The organism is Arthrobacter sp. B0427-1-12 (assembly GCF_059092905.1).
Genome location: NZ_JBNHIC010000014.1, coordinates 62531 through 84077 on the forward strand (window position 1 = coordinate 62531; position 21547 = coordinate 84077).

29 protein-coding genes are annotated in these 21547 nt (G+C 64.8%); 17 read left to right on the plus strand and 12 right to left on the minus strand.

The window, feature by feature from the left end; genetic code table 11:
* Nucleotides 1–100: 100 nt before the first annotated feature.
* Both AC5RWU_RS10765 and AC5RWU_RS10770 read right to left on the minus strand, forming a co-directional pair.
* Complete coding sequence (locus tag AC5RWU_RS10765) at nucleotides 101–676, minus strand: LPXTG cell wall anchor domain-containing protein (RefSeq protein WP_494030673.1); 576 nt, start codon at nucleotides 674–676, stop codon at nucleotides 101–103.
* Complete coding sequence (locus tag AC5RWU_RS10770) at nucleotides 673–885, minus strand: hypothetical protein (RefSeq protein WP_494030674.1); 213 nt, start codon at nucleotides 883–885, stop codon at nucleotides 673–675. The genes AC5RWU_RS10765 and AC5RWU_RS10770 overlap by 4 nt, the downstream gene beginning before the upstream one ends.
* A gap of 249 nt (nucleotides 886–1134) precedes the next feature.
* Between AC5RWU_RS10770 and AC5RWU_RS10775 the strand changes: the two genes are divergently transcribed.
* Nucleotides 1135–1989 (plus strand): AfsR/SARP family transcriptional regulator, encoded by an 855-nt coding sequence (locus AC5RWU_RS10775; protein ID WP_494036984.1) that lies wholly within the window; start codon nucleotides 1135–1137, stop codon nucleotides 1987–1989.
* Nucleotides 1990–2454: 465 nt separating this feature from the next.
* Nucleotides 2455–3387: an AfsR/SARP family transcriptional regulator gene (locus tag AC5RWU_RS10780; protein WP_494030676.1), complete on the plus strand. Its 933-nt coding sequence runs from the start codon at nucleotides 2455–2457 to the stop codon at nucleotides 3385–3387.
* On the opposite strand, the gene nhaA is transcribed toward AC5RWU_RS10780, so the two are convergent.
* Nucleotides 3388–4725, minus strand: coding sequence for a Na+/H+ antiporter NhaA (nhaA, locus tag AC5RWU_RS10785; RefSeq protein WP_494030677.1), 1338 nt, complete (start codon nucleotides 4723–4725; stop codon nucleotides 3388–3390).
* 75 nt (nucleotides 4726–4800) lie between these two features.
* Nucleotides 4801–5169, minus strand: coding sequence for a VanZ family protein (locus AC5RWU_RS10790; protein ID WP_494030678.1), 369 nt, complete (start codon nucleotides 5167–5169; stop codon nucleotides 4801–4803).
* Between the two features lie 131 nt (nucleotides 5170–5300).
* Here AC5RWU_RS10790 and galU point away from each other — a divergent pair, with 131 nt between their 5' ends.
* The 3 genes from galU (at nucleotide 5301) to AC5RWU_RS10805 (ending at nucleotide 7363) form a co-directional block, all read left to right on the plus strand.
* Complete coding sequence (gene galU / locus AC5RWU_RS10795; RefSeq protein ID WP_494030679.1) at nucleotides 5301–6191, plus strand: UTP--glucose-1-phosphate uridylyltransferase GalU; 891 nt, start codon at nucleotides 5301–5303, stop codon at nucleotides 6189–6191.
* 147 nt (nucleotides 6192–6338) lie between these two features.
* The gene (locus AC5RWU_RS10800) at nucleotides 6339–6605 is read left to right on the plus strand and encodes a hypothetical protein (RefSeq protein WP_494030680.1); all 267 of its coding nucleotides are present in this window, start codon (nucleotides 6339–6341) and stop codon (nucleotides 6603–6605) included.
* 80 nt (nucleotides 6606–6685) lie between these two features.
* A complete protein-coding gene (locus AC5RWU_RS10805; RefSeq protein ID WP_494030681.1) occupies nucleotides 6686–7363 on the plus strand; it encodes a M15 family metallopeptidase in 678 nt (225 codons plus the stop codon).
* Nucleotides 7364–7372: 9 nt separating this feature from the next.
* Here the strand turns inward: AC5RWU_RS10805 and AC5RWU_RS10810 are convergent, their stop codons facing one another.
* Complete coding sequence (locus tag AC5RWU_RS10810; RefSeq protein WP_494030682.1) at nucleotides 7373–9076, minus strand: sensor histidine kinase; 1704 nt, start codon at nucleotides 9074–9076, stop codon at nucleotides 7373–7375.
* Between the two features lie 156 nt (nucleotides 9077–9232).
* Here AC5RWU_RS10810 and AC5RWU_RS10815 point away from each other — a divergent pair, with 156 nt between their 5' ends.
* Nucleotides 9233–10027, plus strand: a complete 795-nt coding sequence (locus tag AC5RWU_RS10815; RefSeq protein ID WP_494030683.1) for a response regulator transcription factor — start codon at nucleotides 9233–9235, stop codon at nucleotides 10025–10027.
* A gap of 3 nt (nucleotides 10028–10030) precedes the next feature.
* Here the strand turns inward: AC5RWU_RS10815 and AC5RWU_RS10820 are convergent, their stop codons facing one another.
* The gene (locus tag AC5RWU_RS10820) at nucleotides 10031–10423 is read right to left on the minus strand and encodes an Hpt domain-containing protein (protein ID WP_494036985.1); all 393 of its coding nucleotides are present in this window, start codon (nucleotides 10421–10423) and stop codon (nucleotides 10031–10033) included.
* A 355-nt stretch (nucleotides 10424–10778) separates the two neighbouring features.
* Here AC5RWU_RS10820 and AC5RWU_RS10825 point away from each other — a divergent pair, with 355 nt between their 5' ends.
* Nucleotides 10779–11249, plus strand: coding sequence for a PH domain-containing protein (locus tag AC5RWU_RS10825; protein WP_494030685.1), 471 nt, complete (start codon nucleotides 10779–10781; stop codon nucleotides 11247–11249).
* Here the strand turns inward: AC5RWU_RS10825 and AC5RWU_RS10830 are convergent.
* Nucleotides 11239–11376: a hypothetical protein gene (locus tag AC5RWU_RS10830; RefSeq protein WP_494030686.1), complete on the minus strand. Its 138-nt coding sequence runs from the start codon at nucleotides 11374–11376 to the stop codon at nucleotides 11239–11241. The genes AC5RWU_RS10825 and AC5RWU_RS10830 overlap by 11 nt on opposite strands.
* 152 nt (nucleotides 11377–11528) lie before the next feature.
* Between AC5RWU_RS10830 and AC5RWU_RS10835 the strand changes: the two genes are divergently transcribed.
* From AC5RWU_RS10835 to AC5RWU_RS10860, 6 genes are all read left to right on the plus strand, one after another.
* Complete coding sequence (locus tag AC5RWU_RS10835; protein WP_494030687.1) at nucleotides 11529–12128, plus strand: alternate-type signal peptide domain-containing protein; 600 nt, start codon at nucleotides 11529–11531, stop codon at nucleotides 12126–12128.
* Nucleotides 12129–12196: 68 nt separating this feature from the next.
* The gene (locus AC5RWU_RS10840; RefSeq protein WP_494030688.1) at nucleotides 12197–12751 is read left to right on the plus strand and encodes a hypothetical protein; all 555 of its coding nucleotides are present in this window, start codon (nucleotides 12197–12199) and stop codon (nucleotides 12749–12751) included.
* 10 nt (nucleotides 12752–12761) lie between these two features.
* A complete protein-coding gene (locus AC5RWU_RS10845) occupies nucleotides 12762–13322 on the plus strand; it encodes a signal peptidase I (protein ID WP_494030689.1) in 561 nt (186 codons plus the stop codon).
* A complete protein-coding gene (locus AC5RWU_RS10850; RefSeq protein ID WP_494030690.1) occupies nucleotides 13319–13804 on the plus strand; it encodes a hypothetical protein in 486 nt (161 codons plus the stop codon). The genes AC5RWU_RS10845 and AC5RWU_RS10850 overlap by 4 nt, the downstream gene beginning before the upstream one ends.
* 76 nt (nucleotides 13805–13880) lie before the next feature.
* Nucleotides 13881–14351 (plus strand): sensor histidine kinase, encoded by a 471-nt coding sequence (locus tag AC5RWU_RS10855; protein ID WP_494030691.1) that lies wholly within the window; start codon nucleotides 13881–13883, stop codon nucleotides 14349–14351.
* Between the two features lie 113 nt (nucleotides 14352–14464).
* A complete protein-coding gene (locus tag AC5RWU_RS10860) occupies nucleotides 14465–14932 on the plus strand; it encodes a sensor histidine kinase (RefSeq protein WP_494030692.1) in 468 nt (155 codons plus the stop codon).
* A gap of 10 nt (nucleotides 14933–14942) precedes the next feature.
* On the opposite strand, the gene AC5RWU_RS10865 is transcribed toward AC5RWU_RS10860, so the two are convergent.
* A complete protein-coding gene (locus AC5RWU_RS10865) occupies nucleotides 14943–15389 on the minus strand; it encodes a UPF0158 family protein (RefSeq protein ID WP_494030693.1) in 447 nt (148 codons plus the stop codon).
* Nucleotides 15390–15547: 158 nt separating this feature from the next.
* Here AC5RWU_RS10865 and AC5RWU_RS10870 point away from each other — a divergent pair, with 158 nt between their 5' ends.
* The gene (locus tag AC5RWU_RS10870) at nucleotides 15548–15991 is read left to right on the plus strand and encodes a limonene-1,2-epoxide hydrolase family protein (RefSeq protein ID WP_494030694.1); all 444 of its coding nucleotides are present in this window, start codon (nucleotides 15548–15550) and stop codon (nucleotides 15989–15991) included.
* A gap of 22 nt (nucleotides 15992–16013) precedes the next feature.
* On the opposite strand, the gene AC5RWU_RS10875 is transcribed toward AC5RWU_RS10870, so the two are convergent.
* Nucleotides 16014–16232 carry an SCO4848 family membrane protein gene (locus AC5RWU_RS10875; RefSeq protein ID WP_494002666.1) on the minus strand — a complete coding sequence of 73 codons (219 nt, stop codon included), beginning with the start codon at nucleotides 16230–16232 and terminating at the stop codon, nucleotides 16014–16016.
* A 2-nt stretch (nucleotides 16233–16234) separates the two neighbouring features.
* Nucleotides 16235–16738 carry a DUF2505 domain-containing protein gene (locus AC5RWU_RS10880; RefSeq protein ID WP_494030695.1) on the minus strand — a complete coding sequence of 168 codons (504 nt, stop codon included), beginning with the start codon at nucleotides 16736–16738 and terminating at the stop codon, nucleotides 16235–16237.
* Between the two features lie 260 nt (nucleotides 16739–16998).
* Between AC5RWU_RS10880 and AC5RWU_RS10885 the strand changes: the two genes are divergently transcribed.
* Both AC5RWU_RS10885 and AC5RWU_RS10890 read left to right on the plus strand, forming a co-directional pair.
* Complete coding sequence (locus AC5RWU_RS10885; protein ID WP_494030696.1) at nucleotides 16999–18588, plus strand: multicopper oxidase family protein; 1590 nt, start codon at nucleotides 16999–17001, stop codon at nucleotides 18586–18588.
* 101 nt (nucleotides 18589–18689) lie between these two features.
* The gene (locus AC5RWU_RS10890; RefSeq protein ID WP_494030697.1) at nucleotides 18690–19961 is read left to right on the plus strand and encodes a glycosyltransferase 87 family protein; all 1272 of its coding nucleotides are present in this window, start codon (nucleotides 18690–18692) and stop codon (nucleotides 19959–19961) included.
* Nucleotides 19962–20040: 79 nt separating this feature from the next.
* Here AC5RWU_RS10890 and AC5RWU_RS10895 read toward each other — a convergent pair whose 3' ends face one another.
* Nucleotides 20041–20808 (minus strand): DUF2382 domain-containing protein, encoded by a 768-nt coding sequence (locus tag AC5RWU_RS10895; RefSeq protein WP_494030698.1) that lies wholly within the window; start codon nucleotides 20806–20808, stop codon nucleotides 20041–20043.
* A 163-nt stretch (nucleotides 20809–20971) separates the two neighbouring features.
* On the opposite strand from AC5RWU_RS10895, the gene AC5RWU_RS10900 reads away from it, so the two are divergent.
* Nucleotides 20972–21373, plus strand: coding sequence for a sortase (locus AC5RWU_RS10900; protein ID WP_494030699.1), 402 nt, complete (start codon nucleotides 20972–20974; stop codon nucleotides 21371–21373).
* A 10-nt stretch (nucleotides 21374–21383) separates the two neighbouring features.
* Here AC5RWU_RS10900 and AC5RWU_RS10905 read toward each other — a convergent pair whose 3' ends face one another.
* Nucleotides 21384–21518 carry a hypothetical protein gene (locus AC5RWU_RS10905; RefSeq protein WP_494030700.1) on the minus strand — a complete coding sequence of 45 codons (135 nt, stop codon included), beginning with the start codon at nucleotides 21516–21518 and terminating at the stop codon, nucleotides 21384–21386.
* Nucleotides 21519–21547: the final 29 nt, after the last annotated feature.

The following is a 21547-nucleotide window of genomic DNA, read 5'->3' on the forward strand; positions in this document are numbered from 1 at the left end:
CCACTCCCGGGAACGACCACGGGCCGAGACCCGGAAGGTTCCGGATCCCGGCCCGTGGATTACAGCCGGTGGTTCAGGTCATGCGTGACCCTGAAGCGATTTACCAGATGGCGTTGACGACGTTCCAGACGATGGTGTCGGCATTGAAGTTGAACTGGTTGCCGTTGTTGTTGAGGTTCTCGGCGTCCTGCTCCTGCTTCTGCTCCACTTCGAAGCTGGCGCCCTTGGCCTTGCCGTTGCCGTGGCCGTTGCCCTTGCCGGCGGGCGGGCCCTGGACGACGACGGACGCGGTGGCGGTGGCGCCGGACTGCGCGCCGGTCGCGGTGATCCAGTGGCGGCCCGGCTTATCGATGGTGATGTCCTGCTGGACGTTGCCGGAGGCATCCGCGGTGGCGGTGTAGGAGGCCGGGGCCTCGAACTTCAGCGGGACAGCGCGTGCCGCGCCGGCGCCGGAGCCGCCGCCGTTGCCGGACTGGTTGGAGGCGACCGTGATGGTCACGGTCTCGCCGGGCTCGAAGCCGGTGCCATAGAACGTAAAGGATTCACCGGCGGAAACGGTCGCGTCGGAAACGCTGCCGGAAACCGGGGGAGCAGGATATTCGGCGGCCGTGGCGGCAGCGCCGCCGGTCAGTACAAGGGAGCCGGCCAGGACAATGGTGGACAGAGTTTTTCTCATAGGTAGTGCTCTTTCCATCTTGGTTCGACGGCGTCCAGCACCTGTTGGGGGAGGGTGCCGTCCGCCTCGGGCAAACAACAGCGCGGACCGTGGAACGTGACCGCGCTGTTATCTTCGACGCTACCGAGAATGGGCTCCAGCGTCACATCAAAGCGGCAGAGATCATGAAATGTTAACCCGGTGTTCGCCTTTCCCTTGACGCTGTCCAAACGGTTGCCTAAGGTATGCGGCCAGCCCGAGATCGCTGAATGGTAAATCCGGCGTTTTTGCCCAGACCCCAATTTTAGGGGTGCGGTAAACCCCTCGTCTTGGGGTGCCCACCTTGGAATTCCCTGAGCATGATGGGTTCATTCATTCCTGGGGGGGACAAGATGAATAAGAATACGGCCTTGCCGCAGCCAATGTCAGTGCGGCTTATTGGGAACCTTCGCATTCAGCGCGGAGAAATGGTGCTTGGGGTGGAAAATCTGGGCGGGCCCAAGCCCCGCCAGATCCTGGAAATCCTGCTCCTACACCGCGGAACGCCGGTTTCGAAGGATGAAATCATCGACCTGCTGTGGGAGGGGCAGCCGCCGTTGGAGGCCCTGCCCACGCTGGAAAGCTACGTCAGCGTAGTGCGGCGGCACATCCAGCCCGGCCAGGGCAGGAGCGGTCCGCTCCGGACCGTGACCGGCGGCTACGTCATTGACCGCAGCCTGGTGGACGTGGACCTGGACCGCTTCGAGGATCTGGTCCACGCCGCCGACCAGGCTCCGTCTGCCAAGGCGTATGGGCTGCTGTGCGAGGCGCTGAGCCTGACGGAGGAACCGCTGCTGGGTGACGAACTGACGCCCGAATGGATCGCGGCGGAACGGGAGCTGCACGCAAACCGGGTCACGGCGGCCAAGACCCATGCCGCCGAGGTTGCCGCCGAACTGGGCAGGTCGGGCGAGGCCATCGCCTGGGCGCAGTCGGCGCTGGCCGGGGACCAGCTCAATGAACGGGCCTGGACCGCGCTGATCCTGGGCATGGAACAGGCCGGCCACTACGCCGAGGGCCTGCAGGCCTACGAGAAGTGCCGCCGCAGCCTGCACCGTGAGCTCGGCTGCGCGCCGGGTCCGTTCCTGCGGGCCGCCTACGCGCGGCTGCTGAGCGCCACTGCGGATGCCGAGGGCGATCTGGCCGACGCGCTGTCCGCGCTGCTGTTCCTGCACCAGCAGCTCAGCCAGGGCGGGAAGGCCGCGGTGCCGCGTGAACGCCGCGATGCCACCTCGATGTGGGCGGCCGGAAAGGTGCTCAACAACTTCATGCGCAAGGCGATGGCCGTGGCCTGACCCGGCGCCCAATCCAACCAGTACGACGACGGCTGGCGGCTTCCCCCACGGAAGCCGCCAGCCGTCGTCGTACTTCAGGTAGGGCCGATGATGAGAAAGGTTTCATGAAATTCTCATCCAGCTCTCACGGAACTTTCGGATAGTAGAGCCATCATTCGCGCCGTTCGGGGGAGTTCTGGCTGTGAGGCATTTGTGGCTACTCATGATTGTGCTGGCTCTGGGGGGAGCCTGCCTGCTGGTCTGGACGTCGGCCGTTGCCTCGGGACCGTCGGAGCCGCTGCCCGGCGTCACGATCGGGGACCGGCCCCCACCGGCAGTCAAGAGTGTGCGCGTTACCGACATCACGGCGGCGAAGCCGGCCTCATCCCAGGCCGCAAACGGCGCCGTAGCGGACGCCTTGTCAGACGCCCGCATCCTGCAGCTACCGCTGCCTCAATTGAATCGCCTGTATCCAGAGGAGACATCATGGACAACGGGAACCGGCCGCTGAGGATACGGCTGTTCGGCAGCCTGCAGATCCGCCGCGGCGACGTGGTGCTCGGCGCCTCGGACCTCGGCGGGCCCAAGCCGCGGCAGATCCTGGAGATCCTGCTCCTGCACCGCGGCCGGCCCGTCTCCAACGACCTGCTGATCGAACTGCTCTGGGCCGGCCATCCGCCGGCGGAAGCCCAGCCCACCCTGAAGAGCTACATCAGCGTCCTGCGCAGGTACCTGCAGCCGGGCCAGGGCAAATTCGGGCCGCTGCAGACCGCCAGCGGGGGCTACGTGATCGACCCCGGCATGGTGGACCTGGACCTGGACCGCTTCGCCGAGCTGGTGCGCGCCGGCGAACAGGCCCCGGCCCCCGCGGCGTACCCCCTGCTCTGCCAGGCGCTCGAACTGGCCGGCGAACCTCTGCTGGGGGAGGAGCTGACGGCCCAATGGGCCGAAGCGGAACGGAACCTCCATGCCGCCCGCGTCACCGCCGTGACGGTCCGTGCCGCCGAATTGGCGGCCGAGCTGGGCGTGGCGGACGAGGCGATCGGCTGGGCCCACATTGCCCTGGAGGCGGAGCCGTTCAATGAGCAGGCCTGGACGGCGCTGGTCCTGGCGCTGGAGCAGGCCGGCCGCTACGCCGAAGGGCTGCAGGCCTACGAACGGTACCGCCGCCGGCTCAACAGCGAACTCGGCTGCGCGCCGGGCACGCAGCTGCAGGAGGCCCATGCCCGCCTGCTGCGCGCCACCGCGGAGTCCGACGGCGATCTGTCCGACGCGCTGTCCGCCCTGCTGTACCTGCATGAGCAGCTCGTCCACGGTTCGCGTCCGGCGTGGACCGCCGGCAGGCCGCCCGGGGCGTCAGTGCGGGCCGCCGGGAATGTGCTCAACCGGTTCCTGCAGCGGGCGATGATGCTGGTCTGATCACCCCTCCTGCTGGTACACGTCCGGGATGCCGTCCCGGTCCGCATCCACCTTTTCCTCCGCCTCCAGCTTCCGGTAGTACCGGTTGCGGGGCCGCAGGATCACGGTGGCCAGGACCGCGGCCAGCAGCGACGCGGTCAGAATCGCCACCTTCGCGTGGTCGTTGTGCGCACTGCCCTCGCCGAAGCTCAGCTCCGCCACCAGCAGGGAGACGGTGAAGCCGATGCCGGCCAGGAACGCCATGCCGATCACGTCGATCCACTTCAGCGACGGATCCAGCTGCGCCCGGGTCAGCTTGGTCATCAGCCAGGTGATGCCGGCGATGCCGATCGGCTTGCCCAGCACCAGGCCGGCGATGATGCCCAGCGTCACGGTGTCCGTCAGCGCCGAGGTGAACCCGTCCGCCCCGCCGATCGCGACGCCGGCGGAGAAGAAGGCGAACAGGGGAACCGCAATCCCCGTGGACACGGGGCGGAACCGGTGCTCGAAGACCTCCGCCAGGCCCGGTCCGGCTTCCGGACCGCCGTTGGCCTTGCTGCGCAGCACCGGCACGGTGAAGCCGAGGACGACGCCGGCAATGGTCGCGTGGATGCCGGAGGCGTGCAGCAGCGCCCAGGCCAGGATGCCGATCGGCAGCAGGATCAGCCACGCGGCGCCGGCCTGGAGCCCGAAGAACCGCCGGTACTTCTGCGCCAGGAATGCATACACGGCCACTGGGATCAGGGTCAGCAGCAGCGGCGCCACCTGAATGTCGCTGGTGTAGAACACGGCGATGATGGCGATGGCAATGAGGTCGTCCACCACCGCCAGGGTGAGCAGGAAGATCCGCAGCGCGCTGGGCAGATGGGAACCGATCACCGCCAGCACAGCGACAGCGAAGGCGATGTCGGTGGCCGTGGGGATGGCCCACCCGCGCAGCGCTTCCGGATTGCTCCAGTTGACGACGGCGTAGATCAGCGCCGGGACCATCACCCCGCCGGCTGCGGCAGTAATGGGGACGACCGCCGTCCGGACCTGCCGCAGCTCCCCGGCGACGAATTCGCGCTTGAGTTCCAGCCCGACCAGGAAGAAGAAGATGGCCAGCAGCCCGTCGGAGGCCCATTGGCCCAGGCTCAGCTCCAGATGCCAGGGCTCGTAGCCGATCCTGAAGTCGCGCAGCGCAAAATAGCTGTCCGAAGCGGGGGAGTTAGCCCAGATCAGGGCGACGACGGCGGCCGCCACCAGCAGTGCCCCGCCGATGGTTTCCTTGCGCAGGAGTTCGCCGATCCGCTGGGTTTCGGGCCAGTTGGTCCGGCCGAGGACCTTGGGCTTGGTGGCGGGTGCGGGCTGCTTGGCCATGGAAGGCACCTTTCGGTGGTCGGGCACGGAAAACGTCACTGCCGACCAGACTTCCCGGCTCACCTTCGAGGTAGTTTACACGCTCCGAGTACTCCGCCACGCAGCCGCGGCGATGAAGCCGGCCGCGGCACCCAGCGTGTTTGCCAGCACATCCATGGGCGTGGCAAAGCGCTCGCTGAGGAACGCCAGTTGGCCCAGCTCAATCACGGCAGACACCGCGAAGGCCAGCGGGACGGCCAGCCAGGCCCGGCCGCGCGGCAGCATCCAGGCCACCAGCAGCCCGAAGGGGACAAACAGCGCCACGTTCGCCAGCCACTCCACCATCCCGTAATTGACCCAGGACGGCGCACCCCAGGTGTGCAGTTTCGCCAGGGCGCGCTGGATCAGGTCGGCCGCCTGGCGGTCCACCGGCGTCGGCCAGAAGGTGATGGCCGCGAGGGCCATCAGGTAGGCGGCCAGCAGCGAAACCGGCAGCGCCGGACGGGGGCGAATTCGCGAAGTTTTGTGAATTGCCTGTTTCCTAACGGGAGGTTGCGAGTTCGTGCTGGGTCGGTGTGGCTGTATATTCTCGGTTTATGACAACGGGAAATACTGTACGCAAGGCCGTCATTCCGGCCGCGGGAATGGGCACCCGGTTCCTGCCCGCCACCAAGGCCATGCCCAAGGAAATGCTACCGGTGGTTGATGAACCGGCCATCCAGTATGTCGTTGAGGAAGCGGTCAAGGCGGGCCTGTCGGACCTGCTGATGATTACCGGGCGGTCCAAGCGCGCGCTGGAGGACCACTTCGACCGGACGCCGGTGCTGGAGGCGCTGCTGGAGAAGAAGGGCGATGCGAAGCGCCTGGCCGCCGTGCGGCATGCCTCCGAGCTGGCCGATATCCACTACGTGCGCCAGGGCGATCCGAAGGGTCTGGGACATGCGGTGTACTGCGCCCGCCAGCATGTGGGCGACGAGCCGTTCGCGGTGCTGCTGGGCGATGACCTGATCGATGAGCGGGACGAGCTGCTGACCACGATGATCGAGGTCCAGGCCAGGACCGGCGGGTCCGTGGTGGCCCTGATGGAGGTCGATCCGGCCCAGATCAGCGCCTACGGCGTGGCTGACGTCACCGGGCTGGACGGCGAGGGCTTCGTGAAGGTCAATAAGCTGGTGGAAAAGCCGGCGGTGGAGGACGCGCCGTCGAACCTGGCGATCATCGGCCGCTACGTGCTGCACCCGGCCGTGTTCGATGTGCTGGAGAACACCGCGCCCGGCCGCGGCGGGGAGATCCAGCTGACGGACGCGCTGCAGACCCTGGCCGCTGCCGAGGGCGAAGGCTCCGGGGTGTACGGTGTGGTCTTCCGCGGCCGCCGCTACGATACCGGCGACAAGCTCAGCTACCTCAAGGCCGTGGTCACCCTGGCCGTGGAACGGCCCGAGTTCGGCGAGGAACTGCGCACCTGGCTCAAGGACTTCGTCAGCTAGGGACGAGCTTAAGGTACGACGGCGGCACTCGGCGAGTGCCGCCGTCGAACTTTTTGGGGGCCCTGGGCTGGCCGGGCTATCGAATATCTGCTTACTAGTTATTTTGTCACTGCTGGAACATAGCTTCGAAGCATGGAACATGTAACGGTGAGAACAACGACCACAGGCAAGCCCTTCGCGATCGACCGCGGTGGCAGGGAATGGATCGTCGGCGCGGAACCGATCCGCTGGTATGAGCGGGTCAACTGGTGGGAGACGGAACGGCGGATGCCGATCGGGGGCGGGCTGGCCGCCCAGGTGGAGGTGTGGCGGGTGCAGGCGCGCATCGGCCGGAACCCGCGGACCCCGCTGCGGACCATGGAGCTGACCCGGGACCTGGCCGGGGCGGGGTGGAAGCTGCGGGCGGAGTCGTAATTTCCGGGCAGGCCATTGTTGCCGGCCGCGGCGGCAGGTAAATTCGGGCCCAGTGCAATTATCGTCCGGGGGAGGACATTATGAAGCCGCGCCGTTTTTCGTTGGGTCTTGCCGGGGCATTGCTGTCGCTGGCGTTTTTGGCACCGTCCGCCGCGGTCGCGGCCGACTATGACACGGACACGGCCTCCAGCCTGCAGGTGGTGGTCAATAAGCACCGGCAACTGGTGCCGAGGACGTACGTGCCGGCGCCGTTGACCAGGGTCAACGGCGAGCGGCTGCGGGCGGAAGCGGCGGACGCGTACAAGCAGTTCACCAAGGCTGCCAAGTCCGCCGGCGTCAACGTCGTCCCCATCAGCGGCTACCGTTCCTACGGCCAGCAGCAGAATCTCTACGAGGACTACGTGGCCCGGTACGGTCTGGAAACCGCGGAGGACCTTGCCGCGCGCCCCGGCTACAGCGAACACCAGACCGGACTTGCCATGGACGTGGGCAACCCCGGTGGCGTCTGTGCGCTCCAAGCCTGCTTCGCGGACACCCCGGTCGGCCGATGGGCCGCGCAGGAGGGCTGGAAGTACGGGTTCATCATCCGTTATCCCGCCGGCAAGGAGACGACCACCGGTTACACCTACGAGCCGTGGCATCTGCGGTACGTGGGCGTTGAACTGGCGACGGACATGCGCACCCAGGGGATTACGACGCTGGAGGAGTACTTCGGGCTGGGCCCGGCACCGGATTACCTGGGGCCGTACCAGCCGTAGTCGCCCCGGTCAGGCAGCCGCGGCCGGCAGCGTGATGGTGAACGTGGTGCCCTTGCCCAGGGTGCTGTCGCAAGCGATGTTCCCGCCGTGGCTTTCCACGATGGTCTTGGAAATGGCCAGGCCCAGTCCGACGCCGGGAATCGCCGCCTTTCGCGCGGTGGGGGAGCGGTGGAACCGGGTGAAAAGCTCTCGGCAGTCCTCCTTTGACATGCCCATGCCGGTGTCCTGGACCTGGCAGATGATCCTGCCGCCGTCGTCCGTGCCGCCGTCGTACTGGCCGTCTTCGAACCAGGCGCGGACGGTGACGGTGCCCCCGCCGGGCGAGTACTTGATGGCGTTGGAGAGCAGGTTGTCCAGCACCTGGCCCATGCGCACCGGATCAATGTTCGCGGTGACGCTGTCCGCGGTCCGGTTCACCAGATCGATGCCGGCATCCGCGGCGTGCCGGGACGCGGCGGCCATGCTCTGGCGGACCACCTCGGCCAAGTCGGCGCGGCGGGGCCGAACCTCGATGGAACCGGACGCGGAGGTCAGCAGGTCCGAAACCAGGCGCTGCAGCCGCTCGGCATTGCGCTCGATCACGTGCAGACGGTCCAGGTCCTCCCCCTGCGTGCCCTCCTCCTCCATCATGAGCTCCACATAGCCCAGGATGGAGGTCAGCGGCGTGCGCAGCTCGTGGGACACATTGGACAGGAAGTCCTCCTTGGCGGACAGGGCATTGACCAGGTCCGTGACATCGCTGAAGGCGACCACTGAACCTTCGTAAGTGCCGGCCTCGTCCGTCATAGGGCGGGCCGTCGTCGAAACGACGCGCTGCCCGGGCTGAGCGCCCAGCCACACCAGGTAGTCCTTAAACGTCTCTCCATTGATGACCCGGCGCACCGGGCGCTGGTCGACCGGCAGCGGTTCCTGGCCGCCGTCGCCAAAGAGCAGCAGCTCGGATTCGTTGGGATCCGGGTTGTCCGGGGGAGTGGCGAGCCCGTGGTGCTGGCGCTGCTGACGGTTCATCAGGATGTCATGGCCGTCCGCGTCCACTGCCAGCACACCCACGCCTACCGTATCCACGATCGCGTTAAGCAGCCGCTCGTGCCGGGCCGTTTGCTCAAGGGACGCGCGCAGCTCATTTCTGGCCTCAGTGAGGAGTCGCTGCTGCTCGTCCATGCTCGCCGTTACGGCGGAGACCGAGATGGCGATGCCCAGCATCATCAGCGGCAGCAGCAGCGGCGCGGTGAGATCCTCCGCGGAGACGGCGCCGCGGATGAACAGCGGAATCCACACCATCAGCAGTGTGCAGAAGGTGCCAATCCACACGGACAGCCGCGGGAACTGGCCGGAGGCGGTCAGCCAGAAAACAGGGAAAACCGCTAGCAGGCCGACGCCGGAAAGCTCGGCCAGTGACCCTTCGCGGGTCAGTCCGATTGCCACGAAGTCCAACAGCGGGATGGACAAGAAACTTGGATACCAGAGCCGGTCCCAGGGAATAATGAAGCACAGTAGGAACAGCAGCGCATGCATGGCCAGGCCCGCCTGGAACAACGGGTTTGCCAGGGCCGTCGGATGGAATGCCAGGGCAAGGATGATCACCAGTACCATGGAAACGGTCAGCGGTAGCTGGCTGAGTACCACCCGGGCCCGCAGTGTCAGGTCGTGGAAGTAGGCATTGGTGGTCAGCTTCGCTACCGTATTAAGGACCGCCGAGCCCGAACTGAACACTCGCAGTTCCCCCCTTTGATTGCCGCGTCCGGCTGGATGCTGAATTGTTACCGCGGCAATTTTCAGTATAGGAGGGGGGCGTAGACTTAGTTAACAAGCAGCGCCGGCCCCAGACCGGCAGCTCTCCAGAGGGCGGGTTTCTGCAGGGGGTAGAGGATGAACGACCGGCGAATCGCCGTGGTGGTCGAGGATGACGCCGACGTCCGCGGGCTGCTCGAGGGTGTTCTCACGCAGTCCGGCTTCGAGGTGTATGCAGCGGAATCCGGACTCGACGGCGTCGAAACGGTCCGCCGGCACATGCCCAGCGTCATCACCCTGGACCTCGGCCTGCCGGACATCGACGGTTTCGAAGTCGCCCGGCGTGTCCGCCAGTTCAGCGACAGCTACATCATCATGCTCACCGCTCGCGGGGACGAACTGGACACGGTCGAAGGCTTCGCCTCCGGCGCGGATGACTACCTCACCAAGCCCTTCCGGCCGCGCGAGCTGCGGGCCCGGGTCAATGCGATGCTGCGCCGGCCCCGCGCCGATGCCCTGACGGGTTCGACGGCGGCCGCCCCGGCTGCCGCTGCGGCGGCGCCTGCCGCTTCTGCCGCCCCGGAGAAGAACGACGGCGAGACCCTGACTGACGGGCACCTGGAGCACAAGGGACTGGAGCTCAACAGCGCCACCCGGCTGGCCAGGCTCGAAGGCCGGCCGCTGGAACTGACGCGGACCGAATTCGACCTGCTGCAGGCCATGCTGGAAAGCGGCCGGCGCGTGCGCAGCAAGGCGGACCTGGTCCGGCGGCTGCGTGCCGAGGACTACGACACCGGCAGCTACATCAGCGATGCCGACGAGCGCGCCGTCGAAGTCCACATGGGCAACCTCCGGCGCAAGCTCGGCGAGAACCCCCGCGACCCCCGCTGGCTCAAGACCGTCCGCGGAGTCGGGTACCAGCTCGCGCCGTAGCGGCTACCCCCACCCGCGCAAATACTCCCGGCGCAGCAGCGTCATCGTCTCATTCCCGCACTGCCCGATCGGTGATAACGCCGACGCAGCCTCCGGATCCCGATGCCACCGGATGTCCTGCTCCATGCACCCCGCCAGATGCCCCAGCCGCGACGCGCCCACCATCAGGCTCGAGGACTTGAGGCTGAGCACCGCGTCCATCGCCGCTTCATGATCCGCCAGGACGACCGCCGACGTCAGCCGCTGGAAGCGGCAGCCCCACATGTTGACGTAGGAGCGGACGTAGTCCAGGCACAGCCCCTGGTCCTCGAGTTCAAACTGCAGCTGCCGCAGGACCGCCTCGGAGACCAGCGGGAGATCGTGCGACGTCAGTACAGCCACTTCGTCCTCTCCCAATAGCGGTTCCTCGAGCTCATTTATCCAACAGTAGCCCCGGTTTTTGGCGGATTGCGGGGAGTGAGAGAATCTTGCGCAAACCTTTCAGAAAGAATGCATTTGCCTTGAGTCCGGGCCCTGAGAATTGATCCAGGCTGGGGGAGACCGCGACCCGGGAAGTGCATTGTTCCCGACGTCATCCCGGGTGAGGCGTCTCTCCCAGCCGTCAAGATCCACCATCTATCGCACTGTTTTCTGGGTTCTCCAATCCGAACTGGACGTGTCGCTGGTGCATCTGCTGGACGCCGTCGGCGGCCGGGCTCGGCTCACAGGTGAGATTTCTGAGGTCCCCCGAGGGACCAGGATCAAGTGGACTGTGGAAAGCAGAGGCAAGCGGCAGTATCAGCACCTGACAGAAATCGCCGCTGATCTCCCGGACGGGCTGCTCTTCGATCACGGCATTGGAGCAGTGTCAGGGCATCTGGCCAAGGAATTCTTCAGCGGGCCGGAAATGCGTCACCTGTCCAATGTATTGGGCGCCGACGAGATGGTTCATGCCATTGGTGTCGGCTACCGCAGTTCCCTCTTGGGAATTGTCGCGATCACGGACGAGCGCATGATCTTCCTGGAAAAGAATTTCTGGTCGGAGGATATTGCCTATTTCTATCTGGACGCCATTCGCTCCGTCTCCCTGACGAGTACTCCCCGCGGTGAATCCCTGACCGTCACCCCTGATGGCATGACCGCTTCCATCACCGGGCTCGGAGACGGCCAGGGCCAGAGGATCACGGAAGCTGCGCAAGCTGAACAATGCCCGGACTCGCTCTTCCGGCCGGCTATCCGCTGATTGGATAGCGGATCTTGAGCGCATTGCCGAACTGAAGTCCCAGGGTCACCTGGATGAGGAAGAATTCGAGCAGCAGAAAGCCGGCATCCTCGCCAAGTTGTGAGCCGCGAAACGAAAAAGCTTTCATCGAGGTTTCCTCTCGAAGCAGCCTTGAGTTGATTCGGGATTCTGGGAAAATCTTGAGAGTTTCTTGTTGATGAACTGGGCCCTTTCTTGAGACTGATCTAGCAAAGTTGCTGTTATCCGCAGGAACAACAAGCAAAAAAGTGGGGGCTCAACATGAACAAGATGACAAAGGGCGCAATCGCTACGGGCGTCGGCGTAGCACTGCTGCTCGGCGGCGGCGGGACGCTGGCCGTGTGGAACACTACCGCATCGGCGGGAGAAGATGGCGGCAAGATCATTGCCGGTGATTTGAACTTGGCTGCCGCTGGCGGTAGTTGGAAGAGCAGCCTAAGTGGCGACATTAACATCGACACACACCAAATCGTTCCGGGCGAAACGCTGACATTCACTCAAGCCCTCACCGTCACGCTTAAGGGCCACAATATGCAGGCAAGCTTGGAACTTGTAACCCCGGACAATCTTGTCTCCAGTTTCGAGGAGGGCAACGTTCAATTTTCCGATTTCAAGCTGACGACTGCCAGCCGTACAGTTTCTGACTCGGTCGCTGATTCTGTGATAAAGGTCAGCGGTTTGAAGCCTGAGGAGTTTTCAGACACAGCTCTTAACGCGACCGCTTCAGTATCCTTCACATTCAATAACATTGTTCCTGATCCTTTTGCCTCAGACGCCAACAGGGCGGATACGAAAGCTGAATACAACTTCAGCCAAGTTGGATTCAAACTGGAGCAGGAAACTCCCACCCCGACGGAGTAGCCCGAACCACCTAAACATTGATCGATAAGCGCTAAGCGGGCGTTCCCGCCTGTATCTCGGAGAAGGTAATGCGAACCAAGACGACACTGAAGGCACTCGCTCTGGTGACTGCCGCCGTCGTACTTGGTTTGCTGAGCGTCCAAGGTAGCTATGCCCTGTGGAATCGGATGGTGTCGGCGAATGCCGGCACCATCCAGGCCGCGGATTTTCGGGTAGTGCTAACGGACATGAAGTCGGGAACGGCGTACGTCAATTCTGCAAGCGTTCAACTTACCCCATTCTCCGGGGGATTGCTTCCGGGAACATCCGTTTATGCCGGGGTCAAGCTTTCAAATTTCACCAACGCTGGATCTGATTTCACTGTCCGCGCGGACTCCGGACAGGCTGTGATAGCAAACCCAGAATTTTTGGGCTACCTGACCGTTAAGTCCCGTGCCTCGACTACTGAAGCGTGCCCGGTGGGTGGTTATACAAGTGAAACGGCTTTTGTTGATCAGATCGCGAAGGATGCTTCTGCCTTTCTCTGTTTTGAGATTTCACTGCTGAACACCGCTCCGTCTTCGCTGTCGGGAAAGACAACCGCCGTCAACATCCCTATCTCTGTGAAGCAAAACCAGTTCTGAACGGATCATTATGACGGTAACAATCGCGAAGCCCAAGCGCGGGGGACTGGTTGGTTTCCTCGGCCGGTCCTTGAGCCTGATCGCATTGTGCGTGAGCGGATTCGCCGCCATCGTCCTGATCGTCATTCCTCTGCTGTCAGGTTCGCAGACATACTCGGTCCTGACGAGTTCCATGGCGCCGAAGTACCCGCCGGGAACCTTCTTGGTGGTCAAGCCGGAGCCCTTTGAGTCCCTGCGCCTTGGCGACGTCATCACGTACCAGATCGAGTCCGGCAGGCCCGAGGTGATTACCCACCGCATCGTGTCGGTGGGGACGACTCAGACCGGAGACCGGACGCTGATCACCAAGGGCGACAACAATGACGTCGAGGATGAATTGCCGGTTCAGGAAGTCCAGGTGCGGGGCAAGCTGTTCTACGCCGTGCCCTATGTGGGTTGGGTCGCGAACGCGCTCGGCCAGAGCGACCGGAGCGCCGTCATCAACTGGGCTGCTGTGGGCCTGATTGGATACGGGGTGTTCAGCATTACCCGAGCCATCATCATTGCCCGGCGCAAGAGGAAGGCGGCATGAACCTGGTAACCCGCATCCGCCGGCTTCCGGGCTTCACCGCCGCGGCCGTTGCGTTCTGCGTGGTTGTCCTCATGGGTGTTGGTGGCATGGCAGCCAATGCGCTGTGGCATCAGTCCGCAACGGCGAGCGTTGCCGTCCAAACAGCAACGCTGGGACAAATTGCGCCGCCGCAGTGTAGTGACAAGAACGGCACGGCGACTGTTGAGTGGACCGGCGTTTCACCTGAAGCCGGGTACGTTGTCCTGATCAAAGAGGGATCATCGGTCTCGCCTTCAGAACCGACGTTCGAGACGCGCGCCGTTTTCAGCCCCACCAGCAGTTCCGGCTTTATCGGCAAGTTACTTGGAGAGTTGGGTGCTCTCCTTGGAAAAGAGAAAATCTTCGAAGTCTCGGTTCAGCACTATTACAGTGGCTGGACGGGGCCCGAAAGTACGTCCGTGCGCGTAAAGGCTGCCGGTAGCGCGTACCACTGTGTGAAGTGAAGCGGCCGCTCATTGCTCCAGCAGAATGCCCCCGATCACAAGGATTTACCAAGCACCCCGGCGCACCATAAATGTCATGAACCACTTGTTAACCGACGAGGTCTTCGCCGTACACGGCGTCATTACTGATACTCATCCGATCGACTTCTACGGCCTTGGGGTGGCCGGGGCGATCGACCGGTTGACCGTTCCGCTGCGGAGCCGCGGCGTAGTGGTGCACTTTGAAACTCCGCACCACGGCATGGAAGTGGACAGCAGGTCCGCGATGCTGCTCTACCGGGCGGCGCAGGAACTGCTCAGCAACATCTACAAGTTCGCGAACGCCACCACGGTGACTGTCCGGCTGGCCGCGGTCAGCCACGGCATCCTGCTGCAGGTGCGCGACGACGGGGTCGGCTTCAACGTCAAGCTAGCGACCACGGGCAAGCACCCCGGCCTGGGACTTCGGCTGATGCGAAGCACCGTCGACCTGGCCGGTGGCCGCGTGGACATCATTTCGACGCCGGGACGCGGCACCTGCGTGACCGTCACGCTCCCGCTGGATTGAACACTGCCGGATTGAGACCTAACTGCCGCTTTCATCCATAGACCCGCGGGAGCGGCGGCCCTATCCTGATGCTGCCGGCTGCCGATTCCCTAGGCGCCGGTTGAGGATCGGACATGATGCGTTTTCCGCCCGATGCGGTTCTCACCGCTGCAGTAGTGCCGGATACACACCCGTCGGTCTTTTATGGCCTGGGGATGGCCGGGGTGATGAACCGGCTTGCGGTCCCGCTGAGGCGGCGCGGCATCGCTGTACGGCTGGAAATGCCGCGACACAACATGGAGCTTGAGTGGAACGCCGCCGTTCTGCTCTACCGGGCGGCGCAGGAGCTGCTCGGCAATGTCCTGGAACACGCAGGCGCGCGGACAGTGATTATCCGCCTGAGGCCGAGCAACCATGGGGTCCAGCTCAGGATCTCCGACGACGGAGTCGGATTCGACGTCCTGCGTGTGGCCGCCGCCAAACGGGCAGACCAGGGACTTCGCGGGCTGCGCAGTGCGGTCGTCTTCGCCGGCGGCCGCTTCGCCATTATTTCGACGCCGGACGCCGGCACGTGCGTGACGGTGACCCTGCCGCTGAGCTAAACGCCCCGGATCAGCCCTGGTCAAGCGTGCGTCGGGCTTCGGCCTGGTCAACGAGGCCTTCTGCGACGAGCCAGGTGATGGCGTGGTGGCGCATGCGCTTCTCGTGGAAGGCGTACCAGTCGTCCCGGACCTTCGGGTGCATGTGGAGGGCGTCCTTGAAGCGGCGGAACGGGCGCTTTCCTTCGATGGCGTGGATCAGGGCGGCGCGGATCTGTTCGTCGTCGAGCGTGGCGATGAAGTCCTCCATGTCCCGGTAGCCGCGGTGTGAGTCGGCTGACGGGATGGGAACTGCACCGTGTTGTTCCAGCTCCCACGTGGGGAAGGGATCATCAACGCACTCGCCGGTCATTTCGATCTGGCCGGTTGTCGGGTCCAGCCACCATTGGGTCTCGAAGGTGTCGCTGAATTCCATTGCCGTCATCAGCATGTCCATGTCGATGGCTTCAATGCTCACCATGAGTGCCTCCTGTGCGGTCAGCAGGGGTGGAATCAAGCCTAATCCTGGTGCAGCGGAGCCGGTAGCCGCTTTGCCCTGATTTCGTTGCTGGGTGCCGGCACGCGCGTGACGGTTACCCTGCCCAGGGACTAATCTGCAAAGGGATGAAGGAGGCGGCTATGCCCGAGCAGCAATCCCCGCAGGAAACCGTCCGGCAGTTCCTTCGCGCTTTGGAGGAGCATGACGGAAAGAAGGCGCTGTCCTACCTGGGCAACGGCGTCGTGTACCGGAACATGCCACTGCCCGCAGCCCGAGGGACGGCAGCGAAGGCCCAGATCCGCGCCTTTATGAAGCTGTGCACGGGCTTCGAGGTCCAGCTCCACAACATCGCCGCCGAGGGGCCGATCGTGCTGACCGAGCGGACGGACGTCCTCAAGGCGGGGCGTTTCCGCACGTCCTTCTGGGTCTGCGGCACCTTTGAAGTGCGGGACGGGAAGATCGTCTACTGGTGTGACTACTTCGACTGGCTCACCCTGCTGGCCGGATCCGGGGTGGGCGGGGTCCGGGCACTTGCGTCGGTGCTCGCCGAGAGGGCCCGTTCCGCCCGCGCCGCGGGGAAGTGACCCAAGGGCCGACGACGGGAAATCAGCCGACGAGCGCGCGGATGCCGATGATCGCCGTCGCCAGGCCCAGCGTCAGGGAGATGCTGACCAGGAACAGGTGCACCGTGAAGAACCTAGTGGCCTTGCCGGACGAATCGCGGGCACGCGGGTCCTTCATGACGCGCCGCAGGAACGCCGGCCACACGATCAGCGACCACACGCCGGACAGGATCAGGATGAAGGCAAGGAAGGGATGCAGCACCCTCAGGCACCTGCCTTGTCCAGCCAGGCCTGCACCTGCTGCGCCTGGATGTTCAGTGCCTTGGCCATCATCGGCTCGGCCGCCTCGGCGATCTTGGGGCCAATGAACGGAATGCTGGACGTGACCTGACCCTCAAGCTCCACGCGGGTGCCGTCACCCTCGGGCACCAGGCGCTGCACCGCGGAAACATCCACGGGCACGCCGGCCACCGTGATCTGGACATCGGCGGTGCGCGAACCGTCCGCGGCGGGCGCGGCCCACTTCTCGGTCTGGGTAACGTTGAGGCTCTCGCCGATAAACTTCTTGGCAAAGTCCGGCAGCCGGGTCGTCGGCATGGCGCGCACCACGGTCAGTTCGAACGGGCCGGAGATCGCGCCGTCCACCTTCACCGAAGTCAGCGTCCCGCCCACGTGCTCGCTGGTGTGCTTCAGGAAGGCCTCATCCGTGAATACCTCGGTCACTTGCTGGACGCTGTACGGCAGGGTGGTCGAAGCATTCAGGGCCATAGTCTCTCCAAGGATCTCGGCGTTAAGTACGACGCCGGCGGGCTGGGTTCTGTGCCCATCTTAGGCGCTGCCGCACGGCTTGGTCCGCATTGCCGTGCCGGATACAGTTCCTTTCCATCTCAATATTTGCAATCGCTTGTATTCCTCCGCACCCGGTGGTACTACGGAATCGTAGGGGGTCAAGCAGCGTACCCGTCGACCTCGGGGTAGGTCTTCGGAGGCCTCTGTTGCTTCTTCATGGGCACTGGAGATGACCCATCATGAAGATGACGAGGCGCGAAGCCCTATTGCTGGGCGGGCTGGGAGCCCTCGGCGCCATCAGCATTCCCTTTTCCCCGATCGCCGCGAAGGACGCCAGCGAACTGCCGTCGGGCAGCAGGCCGGTGCCATTCCGCGCGGCCTTCCGCACGCCCCCGGTCCTGCAGCCGGTCCGCACGGGGACCGATCCCGGTGACGGGCAGCCGGTCCACTTCTACGATCTGACGGAGCGGATCAGCAGCCGGAACATCGTACCGGGCCTGGCCACCACCATCCTGGGCTACAACGGAATCGCTCCCGGGCCAACGATCAGCATCGACCAGGGGACCCATTCGGTACTGACCGTGCACAACCAGCTGCGCAGCACCCATCCGGTCTTCGGCACACCGACGTCGACCTCGATGCACCTGCACGGCTCGGTGTCCCTGCCGCAGTACGACGGCTATGCGAACGACCTGTCCGAACCGGGCTTCCGTAAGGACTACCTGTTCCCGAACCGCCAGCCGGCGGCAACGCTCTGGTACCACGACCATGAGGTGCACTACACCGCACAGAATGCGTACTCGGGCCTGGCCGGGATGTACCAGATCCATGAACCGGCGGAACGGGAACTGCTGCCGCAGGGCGAGTTCGATGTGCCGCTGATCCTGCACGACATCATGCTGGGCGCGGACGGCAACCTGATCTTCGACGACCACTCCCATTCCGGACTGTGGGGGGACATCATGCTGGTCAACGGTGTGCCGTGGCCGGTGATGCAGGTCAAGCGCCGGGTCTATCGGTTCCGGCTCCTGAACACCTCCATTGCCCGGTCCGTCCGTCCGCGGCTTAGCACCGGAGACCCGCTGGTCATCGTGGCTACGGACGACGGCATGATGCCGGTGCCGCAGGCGGTGGACTCCTACCGCCACGCCAACTCCGAACGGTATGAGTTCCTCATCGATTTCTCCGCCTACCCGGTGGGCACCAGGATCGAACTGCTTAATCTGTCCAACAAGAACAACATCGACTACGACGACACCGACAAGATCATGGCGTTCGACGTCGCCGACGGGCCGTTCGATACGCATGCCAACCGGATTCCGTCCACGCTGGTGCCCAGCCCGGTGATGGGCCTGACCGAGGCCCAGGCCGTGCGGACCAGGCACCTGCGCTTCCAGCGGCACAGCAGTGAATGGACAATCAACCAGGAAACCTGGGAAGACGTCACTTCCAGCAACTTCCAGCATGCGATCGCCAACCCGGGACTGAACGACGTGGAGGTGTGGGAACTCGAGAACAAGTCAGGCGGCTGGTTCCACCCGATCCACCTGCACCTGGTTAATTTCCGGATCCTGGGCCGCGACGGTGCACCGCCGTTCCCCTGGGAGCTTGGCCCCAAGGACGTGGTGTACCTGGCGGAGAACGAAACCGTGCGCCTGGTCACGCGCTTCGGACCCTTCCAGGGCCGGTACATGATCCACTGCCACAACGTCCCGCATGAGGACCACTCCATGATGAGCCAGTTCCGCATCGGCCTGCAGGAAGGAGAGCCGGACCCCAACGATCCGATCCTGGCCGCGCCTCCGGTCTTTGAAGGACTGGCGGCTTAGCCAAGGCTGAGCGAGGTTCCGCCGGTTTGGCGAACGCCGCCGATATACTGCCAACGTCGTTCCTCCGGCCCGCGGCAGGCCAGAAAGAGAAGCATGGCCTGATGCGGAACTCCACGGCGGCAAAGACTGCCACAACATTGGCCGCGGGGGCGGCTGCGCTCGCGCTGCTGGTCCTGGCCTTCCGGATCTCTCCGGTGCACGGCCTGGACTTCAACGTCTACCTCACCGGCGGCCAGCGGATCCTCGAGGGTCACGGGGACCTCTATGTCGAGGGCCGGGGCCTGCCCTTTACCTATCCGCCGTTCGCCGCGCTGGTCTTTACGCTGCTGGTGCCTCTCGGGCACGACGCCGGCGTCTGGCTCTTCACCCTGGTCTCGCTGGCGATCGCCGCGGCCACGGCGCTGCATGCCGTCCGGCATTTCTTCGGCAGGCAGCGCGTCCGGGACGTGCTGGACCATGCCTGGCTGCGTCCACTGGCCATTGTGGTCTTCGGCCTGATCGTCCTGCTGGGTCCGTGGCGGGAGACGCTGGGGTTCGGGCAGATCAACATCCTGCTCTTCGGCCTGATCATGGCGGATTTCCTGGCGGCCCGCCGCGGCTGGCCCACCGGACTGCTGACCGGAATCGCGGCCGGCCTGAAGCTGACGCCGCTCGTGTTCGGCCTGTATTTCCTGGTGCGGCGGGACTGGGTTGGCCTGCGGAATATGGCCGCGGGTTTCCTGGGCACGGTCGCGGTCGGCCTGGCGGTGCTGCCGCGCGAATCCGTCGACTACTGGTTCGGTCTGCTGGCGGACACCTCCCGGATCGGCGGCGCCGGCTATGTGGACAATCTGTCCGTCAAGGGCGCCATTCTGCATTTTGCCGGCCCCGGGTACGACGTCGATCTTCCGTGGCTGCTGCTCTCCCTCGCCCTGGTTGCCGCCACCGCCGTCGTCATTAAGCTCGCCGACGACCGCGGACTGAACCTGGTCGCCGTGGCGGCGACCGCGCTGCTCATGGTGCTCATCTCGCCGGTGTCCTGGTCCCATCACTGGGTCTGGGTTGCGGTCCTGCTTCCGCTGCTGGCCCGCACGGTCCGGGACCTGCCGACGCATTACCGGGGGCTGCGCCGGACCGGGGCGGCGCTCCTGGCGGTCTCCGTGCTCGTGTTCTTCTATTCGCCCAAGACCATCGGCATGCTCTTCGGCGCGCCGGACCTCAACGCGCAGGAACCGGAGCTGTGGCTGATGGCCTCCAGCGCCGGCGTGTTCTGCGGCGTGGCCATGCTGCTGTACTGGCTGGCAGTGCTCTGGTCGAGCGCGGGCCGGAGCAGGTGGCCGGCACGGTGCAGCGAGTCCGTGTCCGCACGCGGGCCGGAGGGTCGCGGCGCTTAAGGTTGGGCGTTCTTCCGTAGAGCTGAAAGGAGGGCCTTTCCGGTGGGTCCGGAAAGGCCCTCCTGCACTCTGGGCGGGGTTAGCGGGTGCCGCGTCCGCGGTCCTCTTCGCCCCCTTCGACCTCGACGTGCTCCTTGGCTACGTCGGCCTGCACCGTTTCGGTGCCTTCGACCTGCTCCTTGCCCAAGGACACCTTCTCCGCGCCGACCGTTTCCTTGCTGACGACCGGGCGCTCCTCGCGCAGCGTGACTTCCGTTTCCTCCTCGCCCAGCGGAGCACCGGAGACCTCTTCGCCCTCGCTGACGGGGGTGCGCTCCACCCGTACTTCCTCGCGGGAGACCGGAACCTGGACGGTCTCGGTTTCAGTGGTGACGTACTTGCGCAGGCGTGCGCGCCCCGCTTCCCGGGTTTCCGTTCCGACGTTAAGCTGCTCCTCGCGGCGGATGACCTCGGCCTCCGTGTCCGTGTCGCGGTCGGTTCCGCGCTCGGTGGTCCGTTCTCCTCCTGCCGTGCCCGTGGTTCCGGCTGTGGCGTAGCCGCCCTGGCCCGCGTAGTAGGCGTAGAGGCGGTCCTGCTCCTCTTCGGAGAGGTGCTCATCCGGATCCATGTTCGGGGCGTCCTTGACGAAATCCTTGGTGTACGGCACGTACAGATCGCCGTTCTCTTCCCTGGCGTCCTTCACGGGAACGAACGTTTCCTTCGTTCCGAACAGTCCGGTGCTGACAGTCACGAAGGTCGGCTCACCGGTCTGGTCGTCCATGTACAACTGCCCGACCTTGCCGATCTTTTCACGGTCCTGCCCATAGACGGTGGCGTTCGTCAGGGTGTTGGCATCGAAGTTTGCCATGGTGAACTCCTTTGGTTGGCGGGTAGTGACGGCGGGCCGTCCCATTAGTAAGCCCGCTTACTATCCTCCACTTTTGGCGGCGAAACGCAACCCTTGCGGTAACCGGACCGACGGCAGCGGCTCATGTCCCGGCGGCGCGGCGCCCCGCGGTACCATCAGGAACATGCTCAGCACTCCCGACGCCCTTGGCCTGATCCTGGAGCTGCTGACGTGGGTGGGACTTGTCCCCGGCCTGCTGTTTCTGCTTGCCGCCGGCATTGTGCGGCGGACCCGCACCGACTGGCGGAGGGTTGACGCTGTGGCTGTCCTGTCCGAGGGCAGGTCTGGGTACCGCTGGTTCGGGCGCGATTACGAAGTCCATGAAGCCTGGGCGGCACCCGGGGAAACCGACGCGCCTAAGCCGGGGACCGACGTCGTTCTCTATTACGATGCGCGCAATCCCCACCGCTGGCGGCGCGACCTCCCCGTCCATCCCGGCAGGGTGCTGCTGGTCCTGGGACTGGTGCTGACCTGCGTCGGTGCGGCCGCCGCCGTCGCTGGCTTCCTGCTGCTGATGGCAGCCTGAGGGCCGGCGGTCAGAAGCGGGTCATTGCCAGCCAGACGACCAGCAGTGTGACCAGGGACAGGACGGCCAGGCCGACAATCGGCAGGGCCCGTCGGGCCTGATGCTGTTCTTCGAACGGGGAACGTGCGTGGTTTCTCTTGGCCATGGGTCTTGGATATCAGCCGCGTCTGGGAA